Source organism: Pseudomonas sp. PDM18 (assembly GCF_014852585.1).
Classification (GTDB): Bacteria; Pseudomonadota; Gammaproteobacteria; order Pseudomonadales; family Pseudomonadaceae; genus Pseudomonas.
In genome coordinates this window covers 78,446-103,956 of sequence record NZ_JACVBX010000006.1, presented here as the reverse complement: position 1 = coordinate 103,956, position 25,511 = coordinate 78,446, and the positions used below count along the sequence as shown (strand labels likewise).

Below are 25,511 nucleotides of genomic sequence, written 5' to 3'. Positions count from 1 at the left end.
CCGCTCTTTCGTTCAAGGACGCTGTCATGAGCCTTTACCAGCCCGGCATTCTCGCCACCCCGGTTCCCGCCCACGCCCGCCACCTGTTCTTCGATCTGAAGTCGCTGCAGGATCTGCCCGCCGCGCTGGAACGCCTGATGCAGTTCGCCGATGGCGAGCGCGCGGTGGTCGGCTTCGGCGAGTCGCTGGTGCGTGCGCTGGGCCGCCGCATCGAGGGGCTTCGCGAGTTTCCGGCGATCTCCGGCGTGGGCGTCGACAACCCGTCCACCCCGCATGCACTGTGGGTCTGGCTGCGCGGTGATGAGCGCGGCGAACTGCTTCTGCGCACCCAGCAAGTCCAGTCCCTGCTGGCGCCGGCGCTGGAGCTGGGTGGCCTGACCGAGGCCTTCCGCCATGGCAGCGGCCACGACCTGACCGGCTACGAGGATGGCACTGAGAACCCGCAGGACGATGATGCCATCGCCGCGGCCATCGTCGAAGGTGGTGCAGGCCTGGCCGGCGGCAGCTTCGCCGCGATCCAGCAGTGGCGTCACCAACTGCAGGATTTCGCGGCGCTGCCGCAGCACGAGCGCGACGACATCATGGGCCGTCGCCTGAGCGACAACGAGGAACTGGACGACGCGCCGGAATCCGCCCACGTCAAGCGCACCGCCCAGGAAAGCTTCGAACCCGAAGCCTTCATCGTGCGCCGCTCCATGCCCTGGACCCAGGGGCAGGACGCCGGGCTGATGTTCCTCGCCTTCGGCTGCACCCTGGATGCCTTCGAAGTGCAACTGCGCCGCATGAGCGGGCTGGAAGACGGCATCACCGACGCCTTGTACCGCTTCAGCCGGCCGCTGACCGGCGGCTACTACTGGTGCCCGCCGCGCAAGGATGGAATGCTGGACCTGAGTGCATTGTTGGGCTGATCTGCCGCTGCGCCGCGAAAGCCCCGCCAGCGTGCGGGGCTTTTTTGTGGCCGCTGCGCGGCCCGATTGGCACAAAGCAGCCGGTAACCGCCAATGGCCCCTCGAACTTCTGCCGAATTGGCTATTGGGCCTCCTGGCCGCCGGGCGTAGCGTGGACTCATCTTCCCACTGTCGAGAACGCCGCCATGCCTGCCACCACTTCGCTGAAATGCCTCCTCGCCGGCCTTGGCTTGGCCCTGAGCCTGCCGCTCTTCGCCCACGACGCCACCCAGGAAAAGATCGAGGTTCAGCAGGAGCACAGGCTGCCCGACGCTGCGGGCAAGAAGGGGCTGATGATCATGGTCTCCTATGCGCCCGGGCAGTCCTCCGGCGCCCATGTGCACAGCGGTTCGGTGTTCGCCTACGTGCTCGAAGGCGCGGTGATCTCCCAGCTGGAGGGGCAGAAGCCGGTGACCTACCAGGCCGGCCAGTCCTGGTACGAAGCGCCGAACACGCCGCACCTGGTCTCGCGCAACGCCAGCAACGAAAAGCCGGCGAAGCTGCTGGTGTGGATGCTGCTGGATGAGAAGGCGCCGGTGCTGACGCCGCTGAAGCAGTGAGCGCAGGACGAAGAACCCCGCCGATTGGCGGGGTTCTTCATTACAGCGTCAGCCTCACTCCGGCGCGCCGGGCACCTTGCGCGGGGCCATGAAGTACATCCAGGCCAGGGCCAGGAAGTACATGGTGGGGATGATGGTGAACAGCACCGCATAGTTGTTGTGGGTGACGGTGAGGATGTAGCCGACGATCTGAGTCATGAACATGCCGCCAATCGCCGCGCACATGCCGCCGAAGCCAAACACCGTGCTCATCATGTGCTTGGGCGTGTAGTCCATCACCAGGCTCCAGATGTTCGCCGTCCAGGCCTGGTGCGCCCCTACACCCAAAGCGATGGCAGCCACGGCGATCCACAGGCCGCTGGCCTTGGCGGCGAAAACCACGCCGATGATCGCGCAGGCGCAGATGAACATTGACAGTAGGCGCGCGTTGATCGGCTTCATGCCGCGGCCGATCAGCCAGGACGAGAGGATGCCGCCGCCGATGCTGCCGAAATCCGCGGTCAGCCAGATCAGCATCAGCGGGATGCCCATTTGGGTTACGCTGATACCCAGGCCATATTGCTGGTTGAGAAAGGGCGGCAGCCAGTAGAGATAGAACCAGAACACCGGGGCGGTCAGCGAAAGGGCCACTGCGAAGGCCCAGGTGCCGCGCATGCGCAGAATGACGGAAAAGGGCACGCGCTCGGCCGGCGGTTCTGCGGCTTCCTGGATGTAATCCAGTTCACTCTGCTTCACCGTCGGGTGTTCTTCGGGATTGAAGTACTTCAGGCTCCACAGCACCACCCAGACGAAGCCCAGCGCACTCATGCACAGGAACGCCGCCTGCCAGCCCCAGGCCGCGAGGATCAGCGGCAGCAGCGCGGGGGTGACCATGGCGCCGACGTTGGTGCCGGCGTTGAAGATGCCGGTGGCCATGGCCCGCTCGCCGGCGGGGAACCACAGGCGCGTGGTCTTCACGCAGGCCGGGTAGTTGGCCGCTTCCGTAAGCCCGAGGATGAAGCGGCAGACCATGAAGCCGGCTGCTGAACTGGCCAGGCCGTGGGCGCCGGTGGCAAAGCTCCACAGCAGCACGGCGAAGAAGAACGCGCGCTTCACGCCGATGCGGTCGATCAGCCGGCCCTGCAGCACGAAGCCGATGGCATAGCCGACCTGGAACCAGAAGTTGATGTTGGCGTAGTCCATGGCCGTCCAGGCCATCTTCTCGGCGAGCACCGGCTGCATCACGCCCAGCGCGGCGCGGTCGATGTAGTTCAGGGTGGTGGCGAAGAACACCAGGGCGAGCATGCCCCAGCGCACCTTGCCGACGGCCATGGCGCCACGCACCTTGCCGAAGAAGGAAGAACCATGCGGGGCGACCGCGGCGAGGGGAGCGGATTGCGTGTGGATCATGATCGGAGCCATCCGTTATCGGGCTGACGCGCAGCCTCAGGAATTATTGTCGTGCCGCAGCCGTTGCGCGTGGTCCGCCGCTTATCGGCGTTGACTGACACAAGGACGTGCGGTGGCTGGCGAAAATCAGTGCGCGCGATGGCGTCCGTGTAGGCTGCACCGCCCAGGCATCGGATGGGCCAGAGTGCTTTGCAGATGGGAAATGGCGGCGGCGAGGAGAGGGTGGAGGATGTACATGAGCATTTACCCGTTCTTGAAATTGTTATGGATGACACACAGGCCATCTCGCAGCGGCTGTCAGTTCGCCGGGGATTGAGGCAGATCCCCGGCCAGCCGGATTGCGTCGACGTGGCTAAATCTTGATCAGCGGCCGGAACAGCGTCAATTCGATAAACGGCCTTTGGTTCGGTAATCGAACACAAAACTAACCAGTTAGTACACTTTAAATTGCCGGCAACCCGGACCGCCAGAATAATCAGACTCAGCCGGAGACCGATTCCAACAAGCCCTCAGCACGCCCGGCAGGAGTCAAAGAAATGCATCGTTCGATCGCCACCGTTTCCTTGAGCGGAACCCTGCCGGACAAGCTCGAAGCCATCGCCGCTGCCGGCTTTGACGGCGTGGAAATCTTCGAGAACGATCTCCTCTATTACGGCGGCAGTCCGCGCGACGTGCGCCGCGTCTGCGAGGGTCTGGGGCTGGCGATCACCCTGTTCCAGCCGTTCCGTGACTTCGAGGGTTGCCGCCGCGATCGCCTGGCGCGCAACCTCGACCGCCTGGAGCGCAAGTTCGACCTGATGCAGGAGCTGGGTACCGACCTGGTGCTGATGTGCAGCAACGTCGCCACCGATTCGCTGGGCGAGCGTGAATTCCTCCTCGAAGACCTTGGTCTGGCCGCCGAGCGTGCCGGCGCCCGTGGCCTGCGCGTGGGCTACGAAGCCCTGGCCTGGGGCCGCCACGTGAACACCTGGCAGCAAGTCTGGGACCTGGTGCACGAAGTGAATCACCCAGCGCTGGGCGTGATCCTCGATAGCTTCCACACCCTCTCGCTTAAGGGCGACCCGGCCGGGATCGCGCAGATTCCGGGGGAGAAGATCTTCTTCGTGCAGATGGCCGACGCACCGATTCTGGCCATGGACGTGCTGGAGTGGAGCCGGCACTTCCGCAACTTCCCCGGCCAGGGCGAGTTCGACCTGCCGGGCTTCCTCGCGCCGATCCTCAAGAGCGGCTATCGCGGCCCGCTGTCGCTGGAAATCTTCAACGACGGGTTCCGTGCCGCGCCGCCCCGCGCCAACGCCGCGGATGGACTGCGCTCGCTGCTGTTCCTCGAGGAAAAGACGCGCGCCCGGCTGGAAAGCGAAGGCGCGCCCAAGGAGCAGCTCGACTGCCTCTTCGCGCCGCCGACGGCCAGCCAGCTGGATGGCGTGGAGTTTCTCGAATTTGCCGTCGACGAAGCCCTCGGTGCGCGCCTGGGCAACTGGCTGGAGCGCCTGGGTTTCGCCCGCGCCGGCGAGCACCGCTCCAAGGCGGTGAGCCTGTTGCGCCAGGGCGATATCAATATCGTGCTCAACGCCGAGCCCTATTCCTTCGCCCACAGCTTCTTTGAGGCCCACGGCCCGTCGCTGTGCGCTACCGCCTTGCGCGTGCGGGACGCCGCCAGTGCGCTGGAGCGTGCGCAGGCCTACAAGGGCCAGCCGTATCGCGGGCTGGTCGGCCCCAACGAGCGGGAGATTCCCGCTGTGCGCGCGCCGGACGGAAGTCTGATCTATCTGGTGGAAGAGCGGGCCGCCGGACAGACCATTTATGACATCGACTTCCGCCTCGACCCTGAGGCCAAACCCAGCGGCCAGCTGCAGCGCATCGACCACATGGCCATGGCGTTGCCGGCGGACGGGCTGGACAGCTGGGTGCTGTTCTACAAGGGCCTGTTCGACTTCGAGGCCGACGACGAAGTGGTGTTGCCCGACCCCTACGGCCTGGTGAAGAGCCGCGCCCTGCGCAGCACCAACGGCAGTGTGCGGTTGCCGCTGAATATCTCGGAGAATCGCAACACCGCCATCTCCCATGCGCTGTCCAGTTATCGCGGCTCCGGCGTCCATCACATCGCCTTCGCCTGCGAAGACATCTTTGCCGAGGTGGCGCGGGCGAAGGACGCCGGAGTGCCGCTGCTGGAGATCCCGCTCAACTACTACGACGACCTCGCCGCGCGCTTCGACTTCGATGACGAGTTCCTCAGCGAGCTGGCCTACTTCAACGTGCTCTACGACCGCGACGCCAGCGGCGGCGAACTGTTCCACGTATACACCGAACCGTTCGAGGAGCGCTTCTTCTTCGAGATCATCCAGCGTCGCGGCGGCTATGCCGGTTATGGCGCAGCCAATGTCGCTGTGCGCCTGGCGGCCATGGCCCAGGCGCGCAATGGGGCGACGCGTCGGCCCAAGGTCTAGCCCTGCCGCGCTTTGCCTCCGAAGGGTGCCGGCGCGCATAATCCGCGCACCCCTTCACACAGCAGGCGCCCCTGGCGCCTGCCAGACGATGCCGAGCCATGACCGACAGCGCTATCCAGCCGACTCCCGCCGAAACCGCTCGCCGGGGCCGCAAGAACAACCCGGAGAAGACCCGCGAGGACATCCTCCAGGCGGCCATCGTCGAGTTCGTCCAGCAGGGCCTTTCCGGCGCGCGGGTGGATGCCATCGCCGAGCGCATGAACACCTCGAAGCGGATGATCTACTACTACTTCGGCAGCAAGGAGCAGCTCTACCAGGCGGTGCTGGAGAAGCTCTACGGTGATATCCGTGGCACCGAGCAGAGCCTGCACCTGGCCGAGCTGGACCCGCTGGAGGCGATGCGCCGGCTGGTGGATTTCACCTTCGACCACCATGATCGCAACGTCGATTTCGTGCGTATCGTCAGCATCGAGAACATCCACTACGGTCAGTTCGCCGCCGGCTCCGAGGCGATCCGTTCGATGAACAGCAACATCCTGCGCACCATCGAGGACATCCTCCAGCGCGGCGCCGCCAGCGGTGCGTTCCGCGATGGCCTGCAGGCCATCGACGTACACATGCTGATCAGCGGGTTCTGCTTCTATCGCGTGTCCAACCGGCATACCGTCGGCTCGCTGTTCCAGGTTGAGCTGGAAGACCCGGCGATCAAGGCGCGGCACAAGGACATGATCATCGAGGCGGTGTTGCGGTTTATTCAGCCGTAAGCCGGTTCGAATTGGAGCGCGGCTGTTCGCGAGCAAGCTCGCTCCTACAGGCGGGCACCTTTGCTCCTCGTAGGAGCGAGCTTGCTCGCGAACCCGGACTTGCGCCGGCCTTGCCGGCGGATCGCGGGCATGGTCCGCTTGCAACATCACATCGCGGCGAAATGCGCCAGCATCCGCTCGGCGTCCGCCTCGACGCCACTGAACAGCTCGAAAGCCTTCACCGCCTGGAACACCGCCATGTTGCCGCCATCCAGCGTGCGACAGCCGAGGCTGCGAGCGTGCCGGAGCAGTTCGGTCTCCAGCGGGAAGTAGATGATCTCCGCCACCCACAAGCCCGCGTGCAGCAGTTCCAGCGGCAGCGGCGCGCCGGGCAGTTTGGCCATGCCCACCGGCGTGGTGTTGACCAAACCGTCCGCCTCGCTGACTGCGCCGGCGAGGTCGTGTCCGATCCGCGCGCGCTGGCCGCCGAAATGCGCGTTGAGGTTGTCCACCAGCGCCTGGACGCGAGCTGAATCCACTTCGAAGATCGTCAGTTGCCGCACGCCTTCGCTGAGCAGAGCGTGGGCCACCGCTGCGCCCGCGCCACCAGCGCCCAGTTGCACCACGCGCTCGCGCGGTGCATCGCTGAGGTTGCGCCGGAAGCCTTCGGCAAAGCCCAGGCAGTCGGTGTTATGGCCGATGCGCTGGCCATCGCGGAGCACCACGGTATTCACCGCGCCGATGCCGCGCGCCTCGTCGGACAGCTCATGCAGCAGCGGAATCACCGCCTGCTTGCAAGGGAAGGTGATGTTCAGCCCGGTGTAGCCCATGCGCTCGGCGGCGGCGAGCAGGTCGGGCAGGGCGCCGGCATCGACGCCGAGGGTGTCCAGGTCGATCAGCCGGTAGAGATAGCGCAGCCCCTGGGCATCGCCCTCGCGCTCGTGCAGGGCGGGGGTGCGCGAGGCTTGGATGCCGGCGCCGATCAGGCCGGCCAGCACGGTGCGGTAGTCGTTCATGGCGCTCCCCCCTTCAGCAGCTTGGCGAAGTGCTGGATGCCGGCGCGATAGCCGTCGCTGCCCAGCCCGGCGATGACGCCCACGGCGACGGCGGAGACGAACGAGTGATGGCGGAACTCCTCACGCTTGTGCACGTTGGACAGGTGCACTTCGATCACCGGCAGCTCCACGGCGGCGAGCGCGTCGCGGATAGCCACCGAGGTGTGGGTCCAGGCGGCCGGGTTGATCAGGATGCCCGCACAGCGTCCGCGCGCCTGGTGGATCCAGTCGATCAGCTGGCCTTCATGGTTGGTCTGGCGGAACTCGATTTCCAGGCCGTGCTCGGCGCCGGCTTGCTGACAGAGAGCAGCGATGTCATCGAGGGTTTCGTGACCATAGGTGGTGGGCTCACGGGTGCCGAGCAGGTTGAGGTTCGGCCCGTTGAGCACGAGCAGGGTGTGGGGCATGAAGGGTGGCTCCGTTGTTTTTGTATGGCCGAAAGGAGAAAGGCCTGTAGGAGCAAAATGTACCAAATGGTTAATTTGGTCAATGCGACAATAGAGCAACGGTTAGTGTCACGATATCCTCGGTTAAAACGGCAAAAATCCGGGTAATGGCTCCTATCTGATGCTTTCGTGCGAAAAGTGCCGTGCGAGAGCGATGCCACAATCCGTGCGGTGATCGACCACGTGCGTAGGGGCGAACTCCGTCCGCGATCGATTCGACGTGGCAGAGGACTCTGCGGCGGACGTTGTCCGCCGTTCGCGGGCATGGCTCGCTCCTACACAAGCGCAAGTCTCCCTGTAGGAGACACCCAGCGAATCCTTGGCGACATCAATTCCGATCACCGCAACCTGGCTTGTCATGGGGCTCTCCGACGCTGCAGATGGAACTGCCTGTCGGGGGCTCACAGTGGCGCAGGCTTGCCGGTATCGTCGGTCTGGGGGGCTACCCAGTCCGATGGATTCCTTATCGGCGCTTGTCGTGAACGCGTGGGTGGGAAGTCTCCTACCGTCTGGCTTGCAGAAGCGGGTCTTGTCCCTCCACCCCCGACAGGTTCCTACCCTAACGCCATACAAGTGGGCCATGCCCGCGAACCGCCCAGCGCCGGGCCGCCGGCAAAAAAAGACCCGCCAGAAGGCGGGTCAGGAGGGGGAAGCCTGGAGGCCAGGCCAGTTGGAGAGATCAGGCTTCAGACGTGCAAGGCATGCCCCAGCGCGCGCAGCGCTGCTTCCTGCACCGCTTCGCCGAGGGTTGGGTGGGCGTGGATGGTGCCGGCGATGTCTTCCAGGCAGGCGGCCATTTCCAGCGACTGCACGAAGGCCGTGGACAGCTCCGAGACCGCCTTGCCCACGGCCTGCCAGCCAAGGATCAGGTGGTTGTCCTTGCGAGCCACCACGCGGACGAAGCCGTCGCTCGATTCCAGGGTCATGGCGCGGCCGTTGGCGGCGAACGGGAAGCTCGCGGTCAGGACCTCGTAGCCGGCGGCCTGGGCCTGTTCCGGTGACAGCCCGACCACCACCACCTCCGGATCGGTGAAGCACACCGCCGGGATCGCCGTGGGAGCGAAGGCGCGGCGCTTGCCGGCGATGATCTCGGCGACCATCTCGCCCTGGGCCATGGCGCGGTGGGCCAGCATGGGCTCGCCGGCGATATCGCCGATGGCCCAGACATCGCGCATGGAGGTGCGGCACTGGTCGTCGATCTGCACGGCGCGGCCGTTCATGTCCAGGCGCAGGGTGTCGAGGTTCCAGCCGGTCGTGTTGGGGTGGCGGCCGACGGCGACCAGTACCTGGTCGGTCTCGATCACCCGCTGCGAACCGGCGCCGTCCTGCACGCGCAGGCCTTTGCCGTCCGGCTCCAGGCCCATCACGCTGTGGCCCAGGTACAGCTCGATGCCCAGCTTGCGCAGGGAATTGGCCGCTGGCCTGGTCAGTTCCTCGTCATAGGTCGGCAGGATGCGCGGCTGCGCCTCCACCACCGTGACTTCCACGCCGAGCTTGCGGTACGCGATGCCCAGCTCCAGGCCGATATAGCCGCCGCCAACCACCGCCAGGCGCTTGGGCAGTGTCTTCGGCGCCAGTGCTTCGGTGGAGGAGATGACATTGCCACCCACCGGCAGGAAGGGCAGTTCCACGGATTTCGAACCGGCCGCCAGCAGCAGGTGTTCGGTGTGGATGTGCTGGGTGCCGCCTTCGGCAAGGTCGACCTCGACGGTCTTGCCGTCGACGATCTTCGCCCAGCCGCTGACCACGGTGACACCGTGCTTCTTCAGCAGCGCGGCGACGCCGGTGGTCAGGCGGTCGACGATGCCGTCCTTCCATTCCACAGTGCGCTGGATATCGATGCTCGGCGTCTGCACGCTGATGCCCAGCGGCGACTTGCCGGCGAACTCACGGGCCTTGAGGTATTCCTCGGCGGCGTGGATCAGCGCCTTGGACGGGATGCAGCCGATGTTCAGGCAGGTGCCGCCCAGGGCGGCGCCTTCCACCAGCACGGTGCGGATGCCCAACTGGCCGGCGCGGATCGCCGCGACGTAGCCGCCGGGGCCGCCACCGATCACCAGCAGGGTGGTTTCGAGAGTCTGGTTCTGTTTCATGTCAGCGGCTTCCGTCAATCGATGAACAGGGTAGCGGGGTGTTCGAGCAGGGCGCGTACGGCCTGAATGAAGGCCGCCGCGTCCATGCCATCGACCACCCGGTGATCGAAGGACGAGGACAGGTTCATCATCTTGCGCACCACCACCTGGCCGTTGACCACCATGGGCCGCTCGACCATGCGGTTGACGCCGACGATGGCCACTTCCGGGTAGTTGATCACCGGCGTGCTGACGATGCCGCCCAGGGCGCCGAGGCTGCTCAGGGTGATGGTCGAGCCGGAGAGCTCCTCGCGGCTGGCCTTGCCATGGCGCGCGGCTTCGGCGAGGCGCGCCACTTCTGCGGAGTTGCCCCACAGGTCGCGGGACTCGGCGTTGCGCAGCACCGGAACCATCAGCCCGTTGTCGCTCTGGGTGGCGACACCCAGGTGCACCGCGCCGTAGCGTGTGATCACGTCGGCTTCGTCGTCATAGCGCGCGTTGAGCTGCGGGATGTCGCGCAGGGCGACGACCATGGCGCGGGCAATGAAGGGCAGCAGGGTGAGCTTGCCGCGTGCCGCCGCGTGCTTGGCATTGAGGTGCACGCGCAGCGCTTCGAGGTCAGTGACGTCGATTTCCTCGACGTAGCTGAAGTGCGGGATGCGCCGCTTGGCCTCGGCCATCTTCTGCGCGATTTTGCGGCGCAGGCCGATCACCGGGATCTGGTGCTCGTCGTGGCGCGCGGCGTAGCCGGAGGCGATGGTCGCGCCGCCGTGTTCCACGAAGTGCTCCAGGTCCTCGCGCAGGATGCGCCCGGCCGGGCCGCTGCCCTGCACGAACTGCAGCTCCACGCCCAGGTCGCGGGCACGCTGACGTACCGCCGGCGAGGCCAGCGGCTTCTCGCCCGGTGCGCGGCGCGGAGCCGGCGACGGAGCAGGGCGCGCGGCCGGGGCGACCGGCTTGCTCTCCACGCGCGGTGCCGGCTTGGGCGCTTCGGCGACGGGAGCGGGTTTGGCTTCCGGCTTGGCCGGCACTTCTTCGTGGGCTTTGGGTTGTGCGGCTTCACGGTGGTTGCCGAGGCCTTCCACTTCCAGGCGGATCAGCTCGCCGCCCACGGCCATCACCTGGCCGGGCACGCCGCCCAGGGCAATGATCTTGCCCGACACCGGCGAAGGGATTTCCACGGTAGCCTTGTCGGTCATGACTTCCGCCAGCAGCTGGTCCTCGTGGACCTCGTCGCCGACCTGGACATGCCACTCCACCAGCTCGACCTCGGCAATGCCTTCGCCGATGTCCGGCATCTTGATGACGTGAGTGCCCATTCAGACCTCCATGGCGCGCTTGAAGGCCGCGCCGACGCGCGCAGGCCCCGGGAAGTAGTCCCATTCCTGGGCGTGCGGGTAGGGGGTGTCCCAGCCGGTCACGCGCGCAATGGGGGCTTCGAGGTGGTGGAAGCAGTTTTCCTGGACCAGCGACATCAGCTCGGCGCCGTAGCCGCAGGTGCGGGTGGCCTCGTGGACGATGACGCAGCGACCGGTCTTCTTCACCGACTCGACGATGGTGTCCAGGTCCAGCGGCCAGAGGCTGCGCAGGTCGATGATCTCGGCATCGATGCCGGTTTCCTCGGCGGCGGTCTGGGCCACGTAGACGGTGGTGCCGTAGGTCAGCACGGTCAGCTCGCTACCGGGGCGGGCGATGGCCGCCTTGTCCAGCGGCACGCTGTAGTAGCCCTCTGGCACCTGGCTGGCCGGGTGCTTGGACCAGGGCGTCACCGGGCGGTCGTGGTGGCCGTCGAACGGGCCGTTATACAGGCGCTTGGGTTCGAGGAAGATCACCGGGTCGTCGTTCTCGATGCAGGCGATCAGCAGGCCCTTGGCGTCGTAGGGGTTGGACGGCATGACGGTACGCAGGCCGCAGACCTGGGTGAACATCGCCTCCGGGCTCTGGCTGTGCGTCTGCCCGCCGTAGATGCCGCCGCCGCAGGGCATGCGCACCACCATGGGCACGGTGAAGTCGTTGACCGAGCGGTAGCGGATGCGCGCCGCCTCGGACACCAGCTGGTCGGTGGCCGGGTAGACGTAGTCGGCGAACTGGATTTCCACCACCGGGCGCAGGCCGTAGGCACCCATGCCGACGGCGGCGCCGATGATGCCGCTCTCGGAGATTGGCGCGTCGAACACCCTCGAGGTGCCGTACTTCTTCTGCAGGCCTTCGGTGCAGCGGAACACGCCGCCGAAGTAGCCGACGTCCTGGCCGAACACCACCACGTTGTCGTCGCGCTCGAGCATCACGTCCATGGCCGAGCGCAGCGCCTGGATCATGGTCATGCTGGTGACCGCCTGGGCGTTCTCGTGTTGCTGGTTCATGGCATTCATACCCCGAGCTCCTGGCGCTGCCGGCGCAGGTGTTCCGGCAGGTCCTTGTAGACGTCGTCGAACAGGTTGGCGGCGCTGAACACGTGGCCGTCCACCAGCGAGCCGTGGCGTTCGGCTTCCTTCTGCGCGGCGATCACTTCGGCCTCCAGTTCCTTCTTCAGCGCTTCCTGCTGCTCCTCGGACCAGATGCCGAGGCCGATCAGGTGCTGCTTGAGGCGGGCGATGGGGTCGCCCAGCGGGAAGTTGGTCCAGTCGTCGGCGGGGCGGTACTTGGACGGATCGTCCGAAGTGGAGTGCGGGCCGGCGCGATAAGTGACCCACTCGATCAGGCTCGGGCCGTGGCCACGGCGGGCGCGCTCGGCGGCCCACTGCGAGGCGGCGTAGACGGCGAGGAAATCGTTGCCGTCCACCCGCAGCGAGGCGATGCCGCAGCCCACGCCACGGTTGGCGAAGGTGGTGCCTTCACCGCCGGCGATGGCCTGGAAGGTGGAGATCGCCCACTGGTTGTTGACCACGTTGAGGATCACCGGCGCGCGGTACACGTGGGCGAAGGTGAGGGCGGTGTGGAAGTCGGATTCGGCGGTGGCGCCGTCGCCGATCCAGGCGGACGAGATCTTGGTGTCGCCCTTGATCGCCGAGGCCATGCCCCAGCCGACGGCCTGGATGAACTGGGTGGCGAGGTTGCCGGAGATGGAGAAGAAACCCTTCTCGCGGCTGGAGTACATGATCGGCAGCTGGCGGCCCTTGAGCGGGTCCTGCTCGTTGGAGAGCAGTTGGCAGATCATGTCCTTGAGCGGGTAGTCGCGGGTGATCAGGATGCCTTGCTGACGGTAGGTCGGGAAGGTCATGTCACCGTCGCGCAGCGCCATGGTGTGGGCGGTGGCGATAGCCTCTTCACCCAGGCACTGCATATAGAAGGACATCTTTTTCTGGCGCTGGGCTGTGAGCATGCGCGCGTCGAAGATGCGCGTCTTGAGCATCAGGCGCATGCCGCGCAGCAGTTGCTCGTGGCTCAGGTCAGGGGCCCAGGGACCGACGGCGTTGCCGTCTTCGTCGAGCACGCGCACCAGGCTGAAGGCCAGGTCGGTGGTCTGCGCGGGTTCCACGTCGATGTCGGGTTTTCGCACCTCGCCGGCGGGCGACAGATGCAGGTAGGAGAAGTCGGTCTTGCAGCCCGGACGCCCGGTGGGTTCGGGGACGTGCAGGCGGAGCGGAGCGTAGTCGGTCATGGCGGGTCTCCAGTTGTGATCGTGGGTGTGGATCAGCGAACGGAAGAAGCCATGCCTGGCGGGCGCACCCGGCCTGGTTGGGCTACGGTGCGGTTGCCGCGCGGGGTCGCGTGGCGGGTGGTGACATCACTCATGGTGAGGTCCTCGGTTGTTGTAGTTGTGGTTTCAGTATAGGTGTGACCGATTGGTTTTTTGCTCCAAATTGACTAGCTCTAACCTTCAGGTTTAGTGTGTTTGAACTATAAAAACAGCTCTGGGTAGTACAGCGAAAAATGGCCGATCTCGACCGCACCGACCTGAAAATCCTTCGCGCCCTGGCCGACGATGGCCGGCTCTCCTGGCGCGATCTCGCGCAGAACATCGGCCTGTCGCTGACCCCGACACTGCGCCGGGTCCGCCGCCTGGAGGAAGAGCACTACATCCAGGGTTACTTCGCGCGCCTGGACGAGGAGCGCCTGTCCGGTGGCATGAGCGTGTTCGTCTCGGTGTCCCTGGAAAAACAGACCGGTGACTACCTCGCGCGGTTCGAAGAACGCATCGTCCAGGCGCCGCAGGTGATGAGTTGCTTCCAGATGACCGGCGACGCCGACTACATGCTGCGGGTGGTGGTGAAGGACCTGTCGGCGTACCAGCTGTTCCTCACCAACACGCTGACGCAGATTCCCGGCGTAGCGGGGATCAAGTCGGCCTTCGCGCTGAAGTCGGTGATGCTGCGCTCGGCGCCGCCGATCTGAGGCGCTCGACACCATCCTACGACGAGGCACGCCGGACACTTTGGCGTGGAGGCTCAACCCTCGCGGCGGAACTGTTCGCGATACTGCGTCGGCGTCACCCCCAGACGCTGGGCGAACACCAGGCGCATGCGCGCGGCGCTGCCGAAGCCGCAGCGCCATGCGATCACTTTCAGCGCCAGATCGCTGCCTTCCAGCAACCCGCGAGCGGCGTCGATACGGGCACGCTGGACGAACTCCGCAGGCGTCACGCCCGCCTCGCGGACGAACACGCGGGCGAAACTGCGCGGGCTCATCGCCACCTCGGCGGCCAGTTGCGGCACGCCCAGCGGCTGCTCGAGGTTTTCCTGCACGTAGCGCTGGATGCGCGCCACCGGTGAGCCTTCGTCGGCCGGCGCCTGTAGGAAGGGGCTGAACTGCGATTGCCCGCCCTGACGCTGCGTTACTACCAGCAGCCGTTTCGCCACCGACAGCGCCACCGCCGCGCCATGGTCCTCGGCGACCAAGGCCAGTGCCAGATCGATGCCGGCAGTCACGCCGGCCGAAGTCACCAATGCACCATCGCGCACATGAATCCGGTCCGGCTCGACCAGCGCCTGAGGGAACAGCTCGGCAAGCCGACGAGCGTCGCTCCAGTGCGTCGTCACTCGCTTGCCGTCGAGCAGCCCGGCATGACCAAGCAGGAAGGCCCCGGTGCAGATTGATCCGTAACGCGCCGCCATGGCACAGGCCGTGCGTAACCACTCGAGCAACTCGGGTGCGGGTGACTCTTCTGGCAATCGCGGCCCACCCGGCACCAGCAGGATGTCAGCCGCGCTGTCACCCTGTTCGAGACTGAAGTCGGCGCCAAGCAGTTGGCCGTTGGAGGCGCGCAGCGGGAAGGGCGGCGCGGCGAGGGTTACCACCTGGTAGCCCTGGCCGGCAGGGACGAAGGCATTGGCCTCGGCGAACACGTCCAGCGGCCCGGAAACATCCAGCGCCTGCACGCCGGGGAACAGCAGCATAGCCACGCGTTTCATGGCGCCTCCCGATCCAATCGATGGCGTTCATTCTTGCGGGAGAAAGCGTTGGCCGCAAACGTGTCGGGGGTGCGAATGCTGCCAATCAGCCGTCAAATGGCGTGACAATCACAGGGCAGTAACGCCAGCAAGCCACTATTGTTGCGCTATTTGCAGAAATGCATTGTCGAAGTCGATCTGTGTAGGAAAGGTCCGATCGGCTAGATTTATGGCAGTGGGCCACGATCGGCGCGACCCGCGTGATCCCTGAGGTTCCTGCCATGAAATCCACTCTTTCCGCACTCATTTCCATCCCCGCCTTGCTGTTGTCCTTGAGCGCTTTCGCCGACGCTGCAGCCGTTTACCACTACGGTATGCCGCTGGACGTGGCCAAGGTGCTGAGCATCTCCCAACCCAACGAGCGCTGCGAAGTCAGCCAGGCCACCATGGTCTACCTGGACTCCCAGGGACAGCAGCACACCGTCAAGTACCTGCGCCAGACTCCGCGCTGCAGCGACATCTGAGTCAGGCGCGGAACTGCTCCACCAATCCCTGCTGCCGGCTGGCCAGGTCGTTCAGTGAACGACTGGCGCTGGCGGCTTGTTGCGCTTGATCGGAAATAGTCTGGGTGACGTCGCGGATGCCGGCGATGTTGCGGTTGATCTCCTCGGCGACGCTGCTCTGTTCCTCCGCCGCGCTGGCGATCTGCAGGTTCATTTCGCTGATCAGGTTCACCGCCTCGCCGATCCGGCGCAGCGCGTCGATGGCTTGGCGCGCCTGATCGACGTTGCCCTGGGCCTGGGTGAAGCTGCCTTGCATCGCGCTGGTCACTGACTGACCGCGCGCCTGCAGGTTTTCGATCACCTCGCGAATCTCTTCCACCGATTCCTGGGTGCGCCGGGCCAGCCCGCGTACTTCGTCGGCGACCACAGCGAAGCCGCGCCCGGCGTCGCCCGCGCGCGCCGCTTCGATGGCGGCGTTGAGGGCCAGCAGGTTGGTCTGCGCGGCGATGCCGCAGATGACTTCGAGGATCGAGCCGATCTGCTCGTTGCTCGCCGCCAGTTGCTGCAACTCCGTCATGGCCTGGTTCATCCCGGCGGCGAGCAGGTCGATGCCGCTGTTGGTGGCGTTGAGCGTGCGGAAGCCATCGTCGCAGGCCTGCTCTGCGGTGCGTGCGGCGTCGGCGGCGCGGGCGGCGCTGCGGGCCGAGTCCTGGGCGGTGGCGGACATCTCCTGGAGCGCCGTGGCGACCATGTCGATCTCGCGGAACTGTTGCTGCATGCCGTCGCTGGTCTGACGGGCGATCTGCGCCGAGCGGTCGGCGGTGGAGTGTGCCTCGCGGGACGCCGACTGCACGGCGGCGATGCTCGGCTGAAGTTTGTCGAGAAAGCGGTTGAAGGCGGTGGCCAGGCGGCCCAGTTCGTCGCGGCGCGGGTAATCAAGGCGGCGGGTGAGGTCGCCTTCGCCGTCGGCAATGTCTTCCAGCATCCGCGCCAGACGCAGGATCGGCCGGCTGATGCCGAGCGCGGTGAGCGCCACCAGCAGCATGCCGAGCAGCCCGGTGGCGATGCCGACGCCGGTTTCCAGCGCAGTGCTTTTCCAGCGCAGGTCGTCCAGCGTGCCCTTGAGGCGTTCAGCCGGGGCGAGCATCACCGCGCGCGGCACGCTGAGCAGGATGCCCCAGGGCGCGGCGTCCGGCACCGGGGCGAGGCTGTGCAGCACGCTGATGGATTCACCGTCCTCAAAGGACTGCGAGCGTCCGGCGGCGATTTCCTCGAACACGGTTTTGTCTTCGAATTTCTGCCCCAGCTTCGAGGCGTCGCCACTGTCGCTGGCGATCAGGCCGTTGGGGCTGAGGATGCGGATGCGACCCTGGCCGTCGAACAGGCTGCGGCTCCCGTCAGCGCTGCTTTGTTGCAGGGCCGCGAGGTCGATGTCAAAGCCCACGGCGGCGATGGCCTTGCCGTTCTCCAGCAGCGGCAGGGTAACGCTGGTGACCAACCGGCGCTGCCCCGAGGCGTCGTCGAAATACGGGTCGAGCACGCAGGGGCGGGCATGCCCGGTGGAGCAGGTGAAGAAGGCGTTGTAGGGCTGGCCGCTGGGGCCGGGCGTGATGTCGCCGAGGACCTGCTCGGTGCCGATTACCCGCTGGGTTTGCCCGCCGTTCTGCAGCAGGTAGAGGGCGAAGCGGCCGGTCTCGTTGCTGCCCAGATCTTCGCGGGCTACGAACTGGCTGTCGGCGGCATCCAGAGTATCGGGCTGGAACACCAGGAACAGGCCAAGCAGCTCCGGGTGCGCGCCGAGGGTTTCGGCCATCGCCTGGTTGAGCGCGGAGCGCAGGGCCGCGGCGTCGAGGACGCCCTGATGCTGTTGTGCGCGCAGGGTCTGCACGGTGCGCAGCAGGCCTTCACCGAGCAGCAGGTTGTTCTGCAGGCGCTCGCGGATCAGCAGGGCCTGGACCTGGCCCTGGGTTTCCAGATTGTGCCGCGCGGCAACGGCGAAGAGTTCGCCGCTGTCGTGCTGGATGGTGCGACTGTCCTGCCGCGCCTGGTACAGCGAAAGACCGATCAGGACGCTGGCGACGAGGATCAGGCAGAGGCCCGCCAGCCAGGTGATACGGCCCTGGATGGACGTCAGGAGGCTGGGCATGGCGGGCTTTCCTTATGCTTCGAATCCCTGGATCAGAACGTGGTGGAGAACAGCAACTGGCTGTAGAGGTTGCTGTTGTCGTTGCCGATCTGAGTGCCGCCTTCGGCTGCGCTTTTCTTCGGCTGGTACAGGCCCACCAGCGGGATGATCACCAGGTGCTCGTTGATCGCCCATTCGGCGTAGAGGTCCAGCTCGCGGCCATCGGTGTTGCCCAGGTCGGTGTCCAGGGTGTGGAAGTCGAAGAACTGCGCGCCGATGGAAAGGTTCTCCAGCGGGGTGATCTTGGCGCCGACGTTGTGTACGCGGGTGTTGTTGTTGAACGGGCCGGAGTAGTTGCCCGCCACCTCGCCCTGGAACCAGGTGCCGAAGCCACGGCTGAAGCCGTAGAAGAGGGTGTCGTAGCCTTCGGAGAAGCGGCTGAAGCGGTAGCTGATATAGGGCTTCCAGGTGACGTCGGAGAATGTCCAGCCGGCCTCCAGGTACCAGGCGTTGGCGGTGTCGTCGGTGTACTGGGCATCGCGCTTGTCCTGCCAGGCGTACTCGCCGGAGAGGAACAGGTTCTCCACGCCGGCGTTGCCGGTGCCGCGCAGGCTGTAGGTCTTCATATCCTTGCGGTCGAGCTGGATGGGCGAGGCGTAGCGCTCGTCCACATCGGTGACGTCGATGTAGGTCAGGCCGAAGGTGGCTTCCGGGGCGACGTGTTCGAGGGTTGCCACGTACAGCTCGGAGTTGGCCTGGGCGCGGTTGTCCGATTTCAGGCGCATCAGGTCGCCGCGCCAGCCTTCCTTGCCGCCGATGCGCAGCACGGCGGTTTCGTCGAAGTCGCGACGCGCCGCCAGATAGTAGGCGCCGCCGCGGTTGTATTCGCCGTCGGCCAGGCCCTTGCCCATATTCAGAGCATCGCCGTCGATCAGAAAGCCATCGCCGACCACGATGTTCTGGCGGCCGAAGGACAGGTCGATGCCATCCTCGCCCAGCACCGGGAACAGCCCGGCCGAACGCCAGCCGGCGTAGGCGTCCTCGATCTTGGTGGTGCGCTCGGAACCGTCGCTGAAGCCCGCGGCATCGCCATCGCCCCAGGTGCCGGAACTGAGCAGGTTGAAGGCGCCGTAGGCGGTGCCCGCGCCGCCCAGCTTCTGGTCGCCGCTCAGACCGTACTTGATGAAACCTTCCTGCCAGGAGGACGAGCCTTCATCCAGGGTGCCGGTCATGTTGTAGCGTTCCTGGCTGTGGAACAGCCCGAAGGTCGCCGAGAGGTCGGCGTTCAGGTGCGTGTCGTCGGTCGCGTACAGCTGGTAGGCGCTGGCGGAACTGGCCCCGGCGATGAGCAGGGCGAGCAGGGTGGGGCGCAGCACGGCGGCGTGGGTCATGGTGAAGGCATCCGTTTCGTTATTGTCGATTGAGGGGATGTGACTTCTGCCGATGCTAAGTAAGGGCTGGCCCTGTGCCGTTGCTCCTGTCTGCCAAGTGATTGGGTGTGGTTGCCAGATCGGGCGATAGTGCTTTTGTAGGAGCGAGGGGGGCGCCTAGCTCTTGCTCGCGAACCCGCTTGACGCGGGAGCTGCCGGTGAGTTTGTTCGCGAGCAAGCTCGCTCCTACAGGTGGCGCCGATCAGCGCGAGCGCGAGATCAATGACGGTTGTTCGGCGTACAGGCGCTTGTAGAGCGCCGAGAAATGACTGGAACTGGCAAACCCCAGGTCCAGCGCCAGGTGCGTGATGCTCTGCTGCGGCTCCTGCTTGAGCCGGCGGCGCGCCTCGGCCAGGCGCAGGCTGAGGAAGAACTGCTGCGGTGTGCTCTGGCAAATTTGCCGGAAGCAGTACTGCAAAGTGCGCTGGCTGGTGTTCAGGCTCTGGCTCAGTTCCAGCAGCGACAGCGGCTCGGAGAGGTCCGCCTGCATGCGTTCGATGGCCGCCAGCACCAGGCGGCGATGCTGCTGCAGTGAGCGTGGCGCGCCTTCGCGGTCATTGCCAGGGAGGATTTCTTCCAGCGCCTGCAGCACATGACTGAGCACCAGCGCCACGGCGTGCCCGGCCTGTTGCGGGTCGTCCACCCGCCACGGCTCACCTTCGAAGGCGGCGAGGGCGTCGCACAGGCTGCGGCGCAGGCCGCCGGCGCCGGTAGGCGAAAGCTCCAGGCGTCGTTGCTGCAGCGCGCGCTCGAACAGCTCGCGTTCCTCGGCGCCGAGCAGGCGTTCCAGCTGTGGCTGGCTGAAGGTCAGGCCGAGCATGTGGATTTCCCCGGCGGCGCAGATTTCCAGCTCGCGTCCGCCTTCGAGCACCAGCAGGGTGTCGTCGTGCAGGGCCTGGCCGTTGAAGCGCGAATCGGCACTGGCACTCAGCGGGATGCCGATCACCAGGTGGCCGGCGGGCGGCGCCATGTTCTCGTGCAGGTGTAGATTGGAGTGTTCGTAGATCAGCGAGGCGTCGGGCAGCTGCACATGCAGCAGCTCCGCCTGCAGGCGGCCGTGGCCGAGCTGGGTGTAGTCCTGGCTCCAGCCGGCGAGGGCGCAGGCCAGTTCATCGGAGTCGGTTGCCTGGTGGCGGGCGATGCCGGTCATTGCGGTTCACCTCGGTTGTAGGCCGAGTATCGGTCAGTGCTGGCGCGCAGGCTTGTGCCTGCGCGCCAGGGTGTTGCGGCGCTCTGCCAGTTTCAGCGGCCGGCGAGGTAGGCGGCGGCGAGTGTACAGGCGCGCTCGATCAGCATGGGCGCCAGTTCCCGGGCGGTTTCGCTGTTACGTCGGGTATGCACCCAGCCCAGGTAGGTGGTGCCGCGCAGGGCAAGGAACAGCGGCAGCGCGGCGCGGTCGGCTTCGGACAGTAGCTTGACCGAGTCGTAGCCGGCCAGCAGCACCGTCTGAATCTGCGCCAGGCGCGGGTCGTCCAGGCAGAAGTACAGCGCGGTGGCCAGCTCGAACATGTGCCAGCCGAAGCCGGCATCGTCGAAGTCGATCAGCTGCAGTTCGCCGCCTTCGAGCAGCAGGTTCTCCGGCACCAGGTCGGCGTGGATCATACCGAAGTTGCCCAGGTTGCGGCCGTAGCGGCGCAGGTCGAGGCGGGCTTCCTGTCGAGCTCTCTGCAGAAGCTCGCGTTGCCCATCGCTGAGCAGGTCCAGCTCCCAGAATCGCCCCCAGAACGGGTTGGCGCCGACAAGGCCTTCCTCGTCCCAGGCGTGCCGGGTGAATTCGTTGGGCTGGCGCCACTGGGCTGAATTCAGGTGGATGCGCGCAGCCACCGCGCCGGCCTGATGGAACAGCGCCTCGATGTCGCCATCGGCGCTCAGGCCCTGTTCGGCAGAGCCCAAAGTGCTGCCGGACAGCCAGCCGAGCATGTCGACGAAGCGCGATTCCTCCAGGGCGGCGCTGCGCACCTCCGCCAGGTGTTCGCCGCTGCGGGTGCGGATGATGCTCGGTACGCCGATGCCGCCGGCGGCCAGTTGCTCCATCCAGGTCAGCTCTGAACGCAGCGCCGCCTCGCTGTGGTAGCCGCCGCGGTGCACGCGCAGGGCGCTGCGGGTTCCGTCGCTGCGGGTGGCGCAGAACACCGCGTTCTCGCGGTACTTGAGCAGTTCCAGGCCGACGAAATCGCCGTCCCAGTGGCGCAGGGCGTCCAGCGCAAGGTCGCGCAGGCAGGCGATCTGCTGGTCGTGATCGAGCTCTGCGAAACAAGCCTTGGAAAAGTCGTTCATGGTGGCTCCTCAGAGTTCGCTCAGGACCTGGTCCAGGGTGTCGATGAACAGCTCGCCGTGCTCGGCCTCGAACACCAGCGGCGGGCGGATCTTGAGGATGTTGTCGGCGCCGCCGATCTTGCTGATCAGCACGCCACGCTGGCGCATGCTGTTGACGATGCGCCGCGCTTCCAGGCCGGCCGGCTCGCGGCTGGCACGGTCGCGCACCAGTTCCACGGCGAAGAACAGGCCCTGGCCGCGCACGTCACCGATGATCGAATGGCGCTCGGCGAGGCGGTGCAGCTCGGCGCTGAGCTGCGCGCCCTGGCGCCGGGCGTTGCCTTGCAGATCCTGTTCGGCGATCACGTCCAGCACCGCCTGGCCGACGGCCGCGGCCACCGGCGAGCCGCCGAAGGTGTTGAAGTACATATTGCTGCGGCCGAAGGTCTCGACGCGCTCGCGGTTGGTCACCACACCCGCCAGGGGGAAGCCGTTGCCCATGGGCTTGCCGAGGGTGACGATGTCCGGCACCAGCGGGTGCGACTGGTGGCCCCACATATGGTCGCCGGTGCGGGCGAAGCCCGATTGCACCTCGTCGGTGATCAGCAGGCCGCCGGCCTCGCGCACCAGCTTCGCCACGCGCTCCAGGTAGCCGGCCGGCAGGCGCGGGATGCCTTCGTTGGCGAACAGGGTGTCGATCAGCATGGCCGCCAGGCCGACGCCGGCCGCCTGCAGTTCGGCGATGGCCTCGGCGACCTTGGCCACGTAGCGCTCGGCGACCTGCTCGGGTGCGCCGTCCGCGTGGTACAGGCAGGGTATCGGCACGGCCCGCGCATGGGCCGAGAACGGCTCGGAGCTGGGCAGTGCGGTGGTCACCGCCGCCAGCGTGGTGGTGTTGCCGTGGTAGTTGTAGTCGCTGACGATCACGCCCTTGTGGCCGGTGGCGAAGCGCGCCATGCGCAGGGCCAGCTCGTTGGCCTCGCTGCCGGTGCAGGTGAACATCAGGCTGTCCAGGGGCCCTGCGAAGGTCGCGGTGAGGTTCTCGGCGTAGCGCACCACGCGCTCGTTGAGGTAGCGGGTGTGGATGTTCAGCGTCGCCGCCTGTTCGGCCATGGCCGCCACCACCTTCGGGTGGCAATGGCCGACGCAGGGCACGTTGTTGTAGCAGTCCAGGTAGCGCTTGCCGGCGGCATCGATGAGCCAGACGCCTTCGCCTTTCACCAGCTCCAGCGGTTCGTCGTAGAACAGCGGCGAGGCATCGCCCATGACCTGATGGCGGCGTTGCAGCAGGGTTGCTTCAGACATTCTCGGCATTCTCCAGGGGCTTGCCGGCGCGGGATGCGGCGCGCAGCAGGTAGTTGAGGATCAGCGCGGCGACCACCAGGGCCAGGGCGCTGAGCATCGCCACTTCCAGCTGGAAGCAGGCGGCGATCACCACCAGCGTCAGCAGCATGCCGACGCTGGCCACGACCGGGCCGCCGCGCAGGCGGAAGGGGCGCACCAGGCCGGGCTGGGTGCGGTGCAGGCGCAGGTAGGCGGCGAACAGCACCAGATGGCAGCTACCCAGCAGCAGGACGATGCACAGCAGGAGTTTTTCCGGTGGCACCAGGGTCAGCGGCAGGCCGATCACGGTCAGCACCAGCAGGGCGACATAGGGCGCGCCACGGCGGTTGGTGCGGGCCAGCGCGGCGGGGAAGAAGCCGTCACGGGCCAGGGCAAATAGTTGGCGGGAGGCGGAGAACACCACCGAGAAGAACGTCGCCAGCAGGCCGCACACGGCGCCCGAGCCGACCAGCAACGGCAGCCAGTCGCGCTCGCCGTAGAGCCCACCGTGGGTCATGGCGGCGTACAGCGGATCACCCGCGTTGCCGACCACTTCCACCCCTGCGGCGCCCGGCGCGCTGATCACCACGGTCAGCGCCGTCAACAGCAGGGTGCCGACGGCGGCGATGATCCCGCGCGGCATGCTGCGGCCGGGTTCGGCGGCTTCCTCGGCGGCGGAGGCGACCTGCTCCAGGCAGATGAACATCCAGATGGCGAAGGGTACGCAGGCAAATACGCCGCCGACGCTCACGTCCGGCAGTGCGCTGCCGGCGCTGGGCAGCAGGTTTTCCCAGTGCACGTGGGGCAGCATGGCACCGCCGAAGGCCAGCAGCGCGATGGCCGCCACGGCACCGGCCAGCAGGGTTAGCCCAAGAGCCTCGCCGACGCCGATGATGTGGATGCCGATGATCGCCGCGAACAGGCCGATGCGCACCGGCCAGCCGCCGAAGCCGAACACCGACTCCATATACGCGGCGAGGAAGTTGGCGGCCGCGCCGGTGCCAATGGTCAGCGCCAGCGCACAGGCCGCGCCGACCAGGTAGCCGACGAAAGGCCCGAAGGCCAACTGCGCATAGGCAAACACGCCGCCGGCGTGGGGGCGTGCTGTGGAGAGTTCGCATACGCACAGCGCCAGGCCGCCGCAGAGCACGGCCATGAGCAGCGTGGCGACGAGCATATTGGCCCAGCCGCTGCTGGCCAGGCCGTAGTTCCAGCCGGAGAACTGCCCGGCGATAACCAGTGAAATACCGAGCCCGGCGATCTGGGGCCAGCGAAGTACGCCTTGTTTGAGCATGTCGAGTGTCCCTTGCCTGTGAGTGATGAGGGGTGAACGGCAGTCAGCCGCGCGCGCCGGAGCGCAGCGGGCAAGGGAGGGCGCCGGCGGATGCCGACGGTTGGATGCGTGAAGTCATGGGGTGGCCCTTCTTGTTGTTTTGTGGGTTGCACGCGCCTGCCGTCAGGTGCGGCCGGCAGTGAGAAGGTACGAAGGGCGCGGGGTGGGGCGATATCAGAAATGCGCAAAGACGCAGGAGGGGCGTTGCATGCCGGTGCGGGTATGCCATGAACCCCGTGGCGTTGAAGTCACCATGGCGTCCGTTCGCGAGCGGGCTCGCTTCTACCGGCTGGGGCGTGGGAATGAGGAACCGGCCCGAAGGCCGGTTGGGTGTACAGCGCACAGTGCATGACGTGCGCTTGAGTGCCGGGGCTGAGATGGGGGGCTGACTGTGAGGCCGCTCGGACGCGGACAGGATTATCGTGAAGCGGATTACTGAATCGCCGCCACCGGTTGCCCGGCGAGCTGCCGACTTGCTGCATCCTGTGGTGCCGGGTTGGCCCAGTCGGCGGCCTTGAAGTCGCGACGGATCAGGCCGTAGGACTTCGCCGCCGTGATCGAGGCGTCCAGGCGACCGAGGAAGTCGGCGTCCAGCTTGGGCGAAAGCACCTCCAGCAGCGGGCGGCCCTGGTATTCGCTCTTGAAGATCACGGCAGGGTAGTTGGCCTGCTTGGATATCAGGTCGATGAAGGCATCGCGGTTGGCATCGGCGCTGGCCCATTGAACGGCCTGCAATTGCACCTTGAGCAGGCGCTCGACGATGTCCGGGTGGGCGTCGATGAACTCTCCGTTGCCCACCAACAGCGCCTGCAGGGTCCCGGCGCCGCCGAGGTCGTGGGTGCTCAGCGGGATTTCCGCCAGCCCCTTGTCACGCAGGGCGAACAGACCGGCCAGGCCCCAGGTGGCGTCGATCTGCTTGGCAGCGAGCGCGGCGAGGGCGGCGCTGAAGTCGAGGTTGATCACCTTCAGGTCCTTCTCGGTCAGGCCGGCGCTGGCAAGCGCGTTGTCGAACGACAGCTGGCTGGCGGTGCCACGGAAGATGCCCACGCGCTTGCCCTTCAGGTCAGCCAGGGTCTTGATCCCCGAGCCCGGCTGCACGCCCAGGTAATGGTTCACCCCGCGCGCCGTGGCGGCCAGTACACGGCTGTCCAGGCCGCTGGATTTGCCGATGATCGCCGCCAGGTCGCCCAGGTAGGCGAAGTCCACCTGGCCGTTGGCGAATGCTTCATTGACTACCGGGCCCGCCCCCTTGAAGAAGCTCCATTTCACCTGGATGCCGTCGGCGGCGAATTCCTTCTCCAGCAACTGGCGGGTGTAGAGGATGTCCGCCACACCGCCGCTGGAGTGGTTTTGCCCGGCGCTGACGTCGGGCACGGCGATGCGGATTTCCCTCACCGGGTCAGCGGCCTGGGTGACCAGCGGATAGGCGCCGAGCAGGCCGGCCAGCACCGGCGCAGCGAAAAGGGACAGCAATTGATTGGTGAGGGCCTTCATGGCGCCTGCCTCCTGCAGTGGGGGAGCGCATGTGGCTCCGGCGCCAGCACTAAAGACA

Annotated in this window: 21 protein-coding genes and 1 pseudogene; 6 read left to right on the top strand and 16 right to left on the bottom strand. The window is 66.4% G+C overall.

Annotated elements, in window-relative coordinates; translation table 11 throughout:
- Positions 1-26 precede the first annotated feature (26 nt).
- Together IB274_RS14270 and IB274_RS14265 are read left to right on the top strand one after the other, a co-directional pair.
- Entirely contained in the window at positions 27-908 is an 882-nt protein-coding gene (locus tag IB274_RS14270; protein ID WP_192432588.1) for a Dyp-type peroxidase, read from the top strand.
- Positions 909-1,093: 185 nt separating this feature from the next.
- Positions 1,094-1,507: a cupin domain-containing protein gene (locus IB274_RS14265; RefSeq protein WP_192432587.1), complete on the top strand. Its 414-nt coding sequence runs from the start codon at positions 1,094-1,096 to the stop codon at positions 1,505-1,507.
- Positions 1,508-1,561: 54 nt separating this feature from the next.
- Here IB274_RS14265 and IB274_RS14260 read toward each other — a convergent pair whose 3' ends face one another.
- A complete protein-coding gene (locus IB274_RS14260; protein WP_192432586.1) occupies positions 1,562-2,896 on the bottom strand; it encodes an MFS transporter in 1,335 nt (444 codons plus the stop codon).
- 536 nt (positions 2,897-3,432) lie between these two features.
- Between IB274_RS14260 and quiC the strand changes: the two genes are divergently transcribed.
- Positions 3,433-5,343, top strand: coding sequence for a 3-dehydroshikimate dehydratase QuiC (gene quiC, locus IB274_RS14255; RefSeq protein WP_192432585.1), 1,911 nt, complete (start codon positions 3,433-3,435; stop codon positions 5,341-5,343).
- A 98-nt stretch (positions 5,344-5,441) separates the two neighbouring features.
- Positions 5,442-6,107 carry a TetR/AcrR family transcriptional regulator gene (locus IB274_RS14250; RefSeq protein WP_192432584.1) on the top strand — a complete coding sequence of 222 codons (666 nt, stop codon included), beginning with the start codon at positions 5,442-5,444 and terminating at the stop codon, positions 6,105-6,107.
- A 146-nt stretch (positions 6,108-6,253) separates the two neighbouring features.
- Here IB274_RS14250 and IB274_RS14245 read toward each other — a convergent pair whose 3' ends face one another.
- The 6 genes from IB274_RS14245 to IB274_RS14220 form a co-directional block, all read right to left on the bottom strand.
- Positions 6,254-7,102: a shikimate dehydrogenase gene (locus tag IB274_RS14245; RefSeq protein ID WP_192432583.1), complete on the bottom strand. Its 849-nt coding sequence runs from the start codon at positions 7,100-7,102 to the stop codon at positions 6,254-6,256.
- Positions 7,099-7,548: a type II 3-dehydroquinate dehydratase gene (gene aroQ / locus IB274_RS14240; RefSeq protein WP_192432582.1), complete on the bottom strand. Its 450-nt coding sequence runs from the start codon at positions 7,546-7,548 to the stop codon at positions 7,099-7,101. The genes IB274_RS14245 and aroQ overlap by 4 nt, the downstream gene beginning before the upstream one ends.
- A gap of 725 nt (positions 7,549-8,273) precedes the next feature.
- Entirely contained in the window at positions 8,274-9,680 is a 1,407-nt protein-coding gene (gene lpdA, locus IB274_RS14235) for a dihydrolipoyl dehydrogenase (protein ID WP_192432581.1), read from the bottom strand.
- 14 nt (positions 9,681-9,694) lie between these two features.
- Positions 9,695-10,978 (bottom strand): dihydrolipoamide acetyltransferase family protein, encoded by a 1,284-nt coding sequence (locus IB274_RS14230; RefSeq protein WP_192432580.1) that lies wholly within the window; start codon positions 10,976-10,978, stop codon positions 9,695-9,697.
- Positions 10,979-12,031, bottom strand: a complete 1,053-nt coding sequence (locus IB274_RS14225) for an alpha-ketoacid dehydrogenase subunit beta (protein WP_081519779.1) — start codon at positions 12,029-12,031, stop codon at positions 10,979-10,981. It abuts the gene before it with no gap.
- The gene (locus IB274_RS14220; RefSeq protein ID WP_151187004.1) at positions 12,028-13,260 is read right to left on the bottom strand and encodes a 3-methyl-2-oxobutanoate dehydrogenase (2-methylpropanoyl-transferring) subunit alpha; all 1,233 of its coding nucleotides are present in this window, start codon (positions 13,258-13,260) and stop codon (positions 12,028-12,030) included. The genes IB274_RS14225 and IB274_RS14220 overlap by 4 nt, the downstream gene beginning before the upstream one ends.
- A 272-nt stretch (positions 13,261-13,532) precedes the next feature.
- On the opposite strand from IB274_RS14220, the gene IB274_RS14215 reads away from it, so the two are divergent.
- The gene (locus tag IB274_RS14215; RefSeq protein WP_024762520.1) at positions 13,533-13,994 is read left to right on the top strand and encodes an Lrp/AsnC family transcriptional regulator; all 462 of its coding nucleotides are present in this window, start codon (positions 13,533-13,535) and stop codon (positions 13,992-13,994) included.
- A 53-nt stretch (positions 13,995-14,047) separates the two neighbouring features.
- On the opposite strand, the gene IB274_RS14210 is transcribed toward IB274_RS14215, so the two are convergent.
- The gene (locus IB274_RS14210; RefSeq protein WP_192432579.1) at positions 14,048-15,010 is read right to left on the bottom strand and encodes a GlxA family transcriptional regulator; all 963 of its coding nucleotides are present in this window, start codon (positions 15,008-15,010) and stop codon (positions 14,048-14,050) included.
- A gap of 260 nt (positions 15,011-15,270) precedes the next feature.
- On the opposite strand from IB274_RS14210, the gene IB274_RS14205 reads away from it, so the two are divergent.
- On the top strand, positions 15,271-15,513 hold the full coding sequence (locus tag IB274_RS14205) for a DUF2790 domain-containing protein (RefSeq protein WP_192432578.1): 243 nt from the start codon (positions 15,271-15,273) through the stop codon (positions 15,511-15,513).
- 1 nt (position 15,514) lies between these two features.
- Here IB274_RS14205 and IB274_RS30145 read toward each other — a convergent pair whose 3' ends face one another.
- The 8 genes and pseudogenes from IB274_RS30145 to IB274_RS14170 all read right to left on the bottom strand — a co-directional run bounded on the left by IB274_RS30145 (position 15,515) and on the right by IB274_RS14170 (position 25,453).
- Positions 15,515-16,243, bottom strand: coding sequence for a methyl-accepting chemotaxis protein (locus IB274_RS30145; protein ID WP_412548429.1), 729 nt, complete (start codon positions 16,241-16,243; stop codon positions 15,515-15,517).
- A gap of 129 nt (positions 16,244-16,372) precedes the next feature.
- Positions 16,373-16,537 (bottom strand): annotated as a pseudogene (locus IB274_RS30140) (HAMP domain-containing protein); the annotation flags it as partial.
- A 1,133-nt stretch (positions 16,538-17,670) separates the two neighbouring features.
- On the bottom strand, positions 17,671-19,008 hold the full coding sequence (locus IB274_RS14195) for a hypothetical protein (protein WP_192432576.1): 1,338 nt from the start codon (positions 19,006-19,008) through the stop codon (positions 17,671-17,673).
- A gap of 241 nt (positions 19,009-19,249) precedes the next feature.
- Positions 19,250-20,197, bottom strand: coding sequence for a helix-turn-helix domain-containing protein (locus tag IB274_RS14190; protein ID WP_192432575.1), 948 nt, complete (start codon positions 20,195-20,197; stop codon positions 19,250-19,252).
- 92 nt (positions 20,198-20,289) lie between these two features.
- Positions 20,290-21,324 carry a phosphotransferase enzyme family protein gene (locus IB274_RS14185; RefSeq protein WP_192432574.1) on the bottom strand — a complete coding sequence of 345 codons (1,035 nt, stop codon included), beginning with the start codon at positions 21,322-21,324 and terminating at the stop codon, positions 20,290-20,292.
- A gap of 9 nt (positions 21,325-21,333) precedes the next feature.
- Positions 21,334-22,608: an aspartate aminotransferase family protein gene (locus IB274_RS14180; RefSeq protein ID WP_192432573.1), complete on the bottom strand. Its 1,275-nt coding sequence runs from the start codon at positions 22,606-22,608 to the stop codon at positions 21,334-21,336.
- Positions 22,601-23,920 (bottom strand): amino acid permease, encoded by a 1,320-nt coding sequence (locus IB274_RS14175; RefSeq protein WP_192432572.1) that lies wholly within the window; start codon positions 23,918-23,920, stop codon positions 22,601-22,603. Before IB274_RS14175 ends, IB274_RS14180 begins: the two co-directional genes overlap by 8 nt.
- 471 nt (positions 23,921-24,391) lie before the next feature.
- Positions 24,392-25,453: an ABC transporter substrate-binding protein gene (locus tag IB274_RS14170; protein ID WP_192432571.1), complete on the bottom strand. Its 1,062-nt coding sequence runs from the start codon at positions 25,451-25,453 to the stop codon at positions 24,392-24,394.
- Between the last annotated feature and the right edge of the window lie 58 nt (positions 25,454-25,511).

Excerpts from the sequence above, each read along its gene's own strand:
- IB274_RS14265 (WP_192432587.1), top strand. The coding sequence starts at position 1,094 with ATGCCTGCCACCACTTCGCTGAAATGCCTCCTCGCCGGCCTTGGCTTG.
- IB274_RS14210 (WP_192432579.1), bottom strand. The coding sequence starts at position 15,010 with ATGAAACGCGTGGCTATGCTGCTGTTCCCCGGCGTGCAGGCGCTGGAT.
- quiC (WP_192432585.1), top strand. The coding sequence starts at position 3,433 with ATGCATCGTTCGATCGCCACCGTTTCCTTGAGCGGAACCCTGCCGGAC.
- IB274_RS14185 (WP_192432574.1), bottom strand. The coding sequence starts at position 21,324 with ATGAACGACTTTTCCAAGGCTTGTTTCGCAGAGCTCGATCACGACCAG.
- IB274_RS14205 (WP_192432578.1), top strand. The coding sequence starts at position 15,271 with ATGAAATCCACTCTTTCCGCACTCATTTCCATCCCCGCCTTGCTGTTG.
- IB274_RS14225 (WP_081519779.1), bottom strand. The coding sequence starts at position 12,031 with ATGAATGCCATGAACCAGCAACACGAGAACGCCCAGGCGGTCACCAGC.
- lpdA (WP_192432581.1), bottom strand. The coding sequence starts at position 9,680 with ATGAAACAGAACCAGACTCTCGAAACCACCCTGCTGGTGATCGGTGGC.
- IB274_RS14230 (WP_192432580.1), bottom strand. The coding sequence starts at position 10,978 with ATGGGCACTCACGTCATCAAGATGCCGGACATCGGCGAAGGCATTGCC.
- IB274_RS14270 (WP_192432588.1), top strand. The coding sequence starts at position 27 with ATGAGCCTTTACCAGCCCGGCATTCTCGCCACCCCGGTTCCCGCCCAC.
- IB274_RS14195 (WP_192432576.1), bottom strand. The coding sequence starts at position 19,008 with ATGACCCACGCCGCCGTGCTGCGCCCCACCCTGCTCGCCCTGCTCATC.
- IB274_RS14215 (WP_024762520.1), top strand. The coding sequence starts at position 13,533 with ATGGCCGATCTCGACCGCACCGACCTGAAAATCCTTCGCGCCCTGGCC.
- IB274_RS14190 (WP_192432575.1), bottom strand. The coding sequence starts at position 20,197 with ATGACCGGCATCGCCCGCCACCAGGCAACCGACTCCGATGAACTGGCC.
- IB274_RS30145 (WP_412548429.1), bottom strand. The coding sequence starts at position 16,243 with ATGGTCGCCACGGCGCTCCAGGAGATGTCCGCCACCGCCCAGGACTCG.
- IB274_RS14170 (WP_192432571.1), bottom strand. The coding sequence starts at position 25,453 with ATGAAGGCCCTCACCAATCAATTGCTGTCCCTTTTCGCTGCGCCGGTG.
- IB274_RS14220 (WP_151187004.1), bottom strand. The coding sequence starts at position 13,260 with ATGACCGACTACGCTCCGCTCCGCCTGCACGTCCCCGAACCCACCGGG.
- IB274_RS14260 (WP_192432586.1), bottom strand. The coding sequence starts at position 2,896 with ATGATCCACACGCAATCCGCTCCCCTCGCCGCGGTCGCCCCGCATGGT.
- IB274_RS14245 (WP_192432583.1), bottom strand. The coding sequence starts at position 7,102 with ATGAACGACTACCGCACCGTGCTGGCCGGCCTGATCGGCGCCGGCATC.
- aroQ (WP_192432582.1), bottom strand. The coding sequence starts at position 7,548 with ATGCCCCACACCCTGCTCGTGCTCAACGGGCCGAACCTCAACCTGCTC.
- IB274_RS14180 (WP_192432573.1), bottom strand. The coding sequence starts at position 22,608 with ATGTCTGAAGCAACCCTGCTGCAACGCCGCCATCAGGTCATGGGCGAT.
- IB274_RS14250 (WP_192432584.1), top strand. The coding sequence starts at position 5,442 with ATGACCGACAGCGCTATCCAGCCGACTCCCGCCGAAACCGCTCGCCGG.
- IB274_RS14175 (WP_192432572.1), bottom strand. The coding sequence starts at position 23,920 with ATGCTCAAACAAGGCGTACTTCGCTGGCCCCAGATCGCCGGGCTCGGT.